Annotated in this window: 5 protein-coding genes; 3 read left to right on the forward strand and 2 right to left on the reverse strand. The window is 73.9% G+C overall.

Features of this window, described 5'->3' with window-relative positions; translation table 11 throughout:
• Nucleotides 1–1,118, reverse strand: a 1,118-nt coding sequence (locus ACFV61_RS33980) for a globin domain-containing protein (RefSeq protein WP_380495944.1), incomplete at its 3' end; no start/stop codon positions are given.
• Nucleotides 1,119–1,214: 96 nt separating this feature from the next.
• Nucleotides 1,215–1,658, reverse strand: a complete 444-nt coding sequence (locus tag ACFV61_RS33985; RefSeq protein WP_063350598.1) for an Rrf2 family transcriptional regulator — start codon at nt 1,656–1,658, stop codon at nt 1,215–1,217.
• A gap of 312 nt (nt 1,659–1,970) precedes the next feature.
• On the opposite strand from ACFV61_RS33985, the gene ACFV61_RS33990 reads away from it, so the two are divergent.
• The 3 genes from ACFV61_RS33990 to ACFV61_RS34000 form a co-directional block, all read left to right on the forward strand.
• On the forward strand, nt 1,971–3,620 hold the full coding sequence (locus tag ACFV61_RS33990; protein WP_380495946.1) for a beta-propeller fold lactonase family protein: 1,650 nt from the start codon (nt 1,971–1,973) through the stop codon (nt 3,618–3,620).
• 155 nt (nt 3,621–3,775) lie between these two features.
• The gene (locus tag ACFV61_RS33995; protein WP_380339481.1) at nt 3,776–4,456 is read left to right on the forward strand and encodes a transcriptional regulator; all 681 of its coding nucleotides are present in this window, start codon (nt 3,776–3,778) and stop codon (nt 4,454–4,456) included.
• A 7-nt stretch (nt 4,457–4,463) separates the two neighbouring features.
• Nucleotides 4,464–5,544, forward strand: a 1,081-nt coding sequence (locus ACFV61_RS34000; protein WP_380495948.1) for an aminotransferase class I/II-fold pyridoxal phosphate-dependent enzyme, incomplete at its 3' end; no start/stop codon positions are given.

A 5,544-nucleotide genomic window follows, 5' to 3' on the forward strand; every position in this document is an offset into this window, starting at 1 on the left:
CGGGTGGGGCGGGCCGCGGGGCGGGCGCGCTGCCGGGCCCGGGGGCCCCCCGGGTGGGGGGGGGGCCGGGCGGGCCGCCCGCGGGGGGCGCGGCCCCCCCGGCGGGTGCGTGGGGGGGCCCCGCCGCCGCGCGGCCGCTCGTAGAAGACGTGGGCGGTGGCGTTCGGCAGCTTGGCGGTGAGCTGGGCGAGGTCGGCGCGGAAGGCGTGGGTGAGCTGGTCGCGGTCGCCGTGCACCGAGACGACCTGCCGGGGGGAGCCGGTGGCGGCGAGGTGGTCGAGCATGGCGGTCATCGGGGTGTTGCCGATGCCGGCGGAGGCGAGCAGCACCGGCCCGTCGCCGTCGGCGAGGGCGATGTCGCCGAGCGGGGGCGCGAGGTGGACGAGGCCGCCGGTGTGCAGGTGGTCGTGCAGGTGGGCGGAGACCTCGCCGCCGGGCTCGCGCTTGACGGTGAAGCGCAGCGCGCCGTCGGCGGTGCCGGAGAGGCTGTACTGGCGGATCTGCCGGGCGCCGTCGGGCAGTTCGGTGCGCACCGAGACGTACTGGCCGGGTCGGGCGGCGGGGACGGGGCCGCCGTCGGCGGGGCGCACCAGGAAGGTGGTGACGGTGTCGGTCTCCTGGTAGCGGGCGACGACGGTGTAGGGGCGCCAGAGGTCGGCCTGGTCGCCGCCGGCGGCGGCCTCGGCGCGCAGCCGGTCCTCGACGGCGACGAGGGCGTTGGCCATCAGCCAGTACACCTCGTCCCAGGCGGCGGCGACCTCGGGGGTGACGGCTTCGCCGAGCACGTCGACGATGGCGGCGAAGAGGTGCTCGTGGACGATCCGGTACTGGCTGCTGTCGATTCCGACGGAGACGTGCTTGTGGGCGATCCGGGCGAGCATCGCGTCCGGCCGCTGGTCGGGGTGGGCGACCAGTGCGCCGGCGAAGGCGGCTATCGACCCGGCGAGCGCCTGCCGCTGGGTGCCGTTGGCCTGGTTGCCGCGGTTGAACAGGTCGCGCAGCAGCTCCGGGTGGGCGGCGAACAGCCGGTCGTAGAAGAGCGGGGTGATGTCCCCGATGGCGCCGCCCACGACGGGCAGGGTGGCCTCGATGACCTCGGCGGACTTGGCGGACAGCATCAGTCCGGCTCCTAACTGGTATGTGAGATTCGCATTAAAGGCCGTGCGTGAGCCCGGCCCCGGGGGGATGGGGGATGGGGGATGGGGAGTGGGGGATCAGGCGGTGGGTCTGGTGGTCAGGCCGAGCAGCACGGGCCCGGTGGGCGCGGCCACCAGGTCGTCGATGCTGAGCGGGTCGAGCGAGGCGAAGAACGCCTCCTGGGCGGTCCGCAGCGCACCGCGCAGGCGGCACGCGGCCCGCAGCGGGCACGGCGGGTCGTCCTCGCAGCCGACCACGTCGCCGACTCCCTCCAGCTCGCGCAGGAGCAGGCCGAGCGAGCCGGTCCGGCCGGCGAAGGTGAGCAGCAGCCCGCCGCCGCGCCCGCGCCGGGCCTCCACCACCCCGAGGTGCTGCAAGCGGCTGACCACCTTCGCCGCGTGGGTGTACGGCACGCCGACCGCCTCGGCCACCTCGCGGGTGGTCGGGTTGGCGTCCTCGCCCAGGACGGCCAGTCGCATGGCGATCCGCAGGGCGATGTCGGTGCTCTTGGTCAGCCTCACGTTCGAAACGCTATCGAATACGACTCCACAACTCCAATTTCCTGCACGCCCCGCCCCGGCCGGTCCCGACCCACCCGCGACCCACCTGCGACCAGCCCGCGCCCGGCCCCAGGCCGACCCCCGGTCGCGACGGGGAGGGGATGGCGGGGCGGCTGCTGTCCGAATCTCGGTCGAATCTGAACAGTTGGCGACATTACCGATCAGTCCCTGACGGATGGTCATACCGGCTTCTACGCTTCGTGCGGCTCCGGATCCGCAGGGGGCTGGAGCGACCGGCGTTGCATCCCTTGACCGACCATGCTGGAGAGACTCGTGAGAACACGTCGCGCACCCGGGCGCACCTGGACGGCCGTGACCGCGATAGCCGCGGCCACGGCCGCACTGCTGTCGCAGCCCGCCACCGCCGAGGCCGCCACACCGCCGCCGACCGTCAAGGCGCACGTGCCGGTGGCGCCCTACCCGGCGGGCGTGGCGCTCACGCCGGACGGCGGCCACGCCTACGTGACCAGCCAGAGCAGCGGCACCGTGAGCGTGCTGGACACCACGAGCAACACGGTGGCCGCCACCTTCACCGCCGGCACCGGCTCCTACGCGGTCGCCCTGTCGCCCGACGGGCACCGGGCGTACCTGACCCACCACCTCGACGGCACCGTCAGCGTCGTGGACACCACGAGCAACACCGTGACGGCCACCGTCCCGGTCGGCGCCCAGCCGTGGGGCCTCGCGCTCTCCGCGGACGGCTCGCGCGCCTACGTCGGCAACGCCGGGGCCAACACGGTGAGCGTGCTGGACACCACCACCAACACGGTCACCGCCACCGTCCCGGTCGGCGCCGAGCCGCACGGGCTGGCCGTCTCGGCGGACGGCAAACGGCTCTACGTCGCCGCCTCCGGTGCGAAGGCGGTGAACGTGATCGACACCGCGAGCAGCACGGTGGGCGCCACCGTTCCCGTCGGCCACAGCGTCTTCGGCCTCGCGCTCAGCCCGGACGGCACCCGGCTGTGGGCCGCCGACGCCGACGACGCCACCGCGAGCGTGGTCGACACCACCGGCAACACGCTCGTCGGCACCGTCGCCGTCGGCGCCGGCCCGTACGCCGTCTCGCTCGCCCCGGACGGCAGCGCGGCGTACGTCTCCAACTACGCCGACAACACGGTCAGCGTGGTGGACACCGCCAGCCGGACGGTCACCGCGACCGTCCCGGTCGGCGCGAGCCCGTACAGCCTGGCGATCACCGGCGACGGCCGGCGCGGCTACCTCACCGACTTCACCGGCGGCGCCGTCGACGTGCTCGACTTCCCGCTGCCCGTCCCGGCCGTCACCGGGATCAGCCCGTCCGGCGGCTCGGGGGTCGGCGGCACGACGGTGACCGTCACCGGCACCGACCTGAACGGCGCCACCGCCGTGACCTTCGGCGCGGCGGGCGCCGCCACCGCCTTCAACTGCACCAAGACCAGCTGCACCGCCACCGCCCCCGCCACCACGGTGACCGGGCCGGTGGACGTCCGGGTCACCGCGCCCGGCGGCACCAGCGCCGCCGTCGCCGCCGACCGCTTCAGCTACACGGCCCCCAGCGCCCACCTCGGCGTCGCCCTGACCGCCACGCCGGTGTCCAACCTGCTGAGCGGCCGGGTCGACTACACCGTCACGCTGACCGGCCAGGGCCCCGACACGCTGACCTCGGGCACCGTCTCCGCCGACCTCCCGGCCGGCCTCGCGGCGACCTCCAGCGACTGCACCATCGCGGGCACCAAGCTCACCTGCAAGCTCACCGGGCCGCTCGCCAAGGGGGCGAGCACCACCCGGCACTTCTCGATCTCGGTCGGCCTGCTCAGCCTGATCCGCAGCTTCGACGTCACGGTGGCCCGCACCGCCGGCGTGCCCGCCGACCCGACCCCGGCCACCAGTCGGGACACCCGCAGCTGCACCGCCGTCCTCGGACTGCTGATCACCTGCCACTGACCCTCCCCGAGCTCCGAGGGCCCCGCCGGCGTCACGGCGGGGCCTTCGTCGTCGCCGCAGGCGCCGGATGCCCGGACGACCGGACGAAACGCCTGAAGGAAACGCCTGAACGAAAGATCTGGACCAAACGTCTGGTCTGGACGTACAGTCCGAACATGACCACCGAAACCCCCGACCCGCGCGTCCGGACCTGGACACCGGTCTGCCGCGCCGTGGCCCTGCTGCTCGGGCCGTACGCCGAGGTGGTGCTGCACGACGCCACCGCCGACCGGGTGCTGGCCATCTGGAACCCGATGACCCCCCGCACCCCCGGCGACCCGTCGCTGCTCGGCGAACTGGACACCCTCGACCCGTCCGCCCCCGACGTCTACGGGCCCTACGAGAAGCTGCTGCCCGACGGGCGCCGGCTCTCCTCCGTCAGCGCCGTGCTGCGCGACGATGCCGGACGGCCCTCGGCGGTGCTCTGCGTCAACCTCGACCGGGGCCCGCTGGAGCACGCCGCCGCCCTGCTGGCGGGTTTCGCCGCGCCCACCGCGCCCCGCCCCGAACCGCTCTTCGAACGCGACTGGACGGAGCGGATGAACGACGTGATCGGCGGCTACGTCCGCGCGCACGGCCGCCCGCTCGAACGCTTCGGCCGCGAGGACCGGCTCGCCGTCCTGCGCGAACTCGACCAGGCCGGGGTGTTCGCCGTCCGCCGCGCCGTCCCGGCCGTCGCCACCGCACTGCGGGTCTCCCGTTCGACCGCCTACACCCTGCTCGCCGAGCTCAAGCAGGCCCCCGAGCCCCGGCACCCCGACACAGACGCCGACGCCGGCGCCGACGAGAGCGAGTGACAGAGAGATGACCAGGCTCCCCGACTTCAGGCTCGAAACCTACTTCTCGCGCTGGGAGTTCAGCGCCCGCCACCACCTCGCCGCCTCCGACGCCCAGACCATGACGATGGCCGAACTCCTCGCCCTGGCCGGCCCCGAGGACCGCCGGGCCTGGGACGGCCTCGCCCTCGGCTACACCGAGACCTACGGCGATCCGGAGCTGCGCCGCGCCATCGCCGGGATGTACCAGGAGGTCGACGCCGACGACGTGCTCTGCTTCGGCGGCGCGCAGGAGGGGCTCAACCTCGCCATGCAGGTGCTCCTCGACCGGGGCGACCACGCCGTGGTGGTGACCCCTAACTACCAGTCCGCCGAGACCATCCCGCTCTCGCTCTGCGAGGTCACCGGCGTCGCCCTGGACGAGAAGGACGACTGGGCGCTCGACCTCGACGCGGTCACGGCCGCACTGCGCCCGAACACCCGGGTGCTGTCGGTGAACTTCCCGCACAACCCGACCGGCAAGGTCATCGACGCGGCCGACTTCACGCGGCTGGTGGAGCTGTGCGACGAGCGCGGCATCCGGCTCTTCTCCGACGAGGTCTACCGCGGTCTGGAGCGCGACCCGGCCCGTGCGCTGCCGCAGGCCGCCGACCTCTCCGCGCGCGCCCTCTCGCTCAACGTCACCTCGAAGTCGCTCGGCCTGCCCGGCCTGCGGATCGGCTGGATCGCCTGCCGCGACCGGGAGTTGCGCTCCCGGCTGGAGCGGGCGAAGCACTACACCACGATCTGCAACTCGGCGCCGAGCGAGGTGCTGGCCCGGATCGCGATCAACGCCCGTGAGCAGATCCTGGCGCGCAACCGCGCGATCATCGCGGAGAACCTGCCGCGGTTCGACGCGTTCTTCGCCGAGTTCGGCGACCTCTTCGAGTGGCGCGCCCCGGACGGCGGCTGCGTCGCCTACCCGCGCTACCTCGGGGCGGACGGGGTCGAGGACTTCTGCACCGCGCTGGTCGAGCAGGCCAGCGCCGGCATGCACGAGCTCGAACGGCAGATCGGCGGCCTGATCGGCAACCTGCGGGACCAAGGGGTCCCCGGTGGGTATCTCGTGA

This window comes from Kitasatospora sp. NPDC059817 (assembly GCF_042731835.1).
Lineage (GTDB): Bacteria > Actinomycetota > Actinomycetes > Streptomycetales > Streptomycetaceae > Kitasatospora.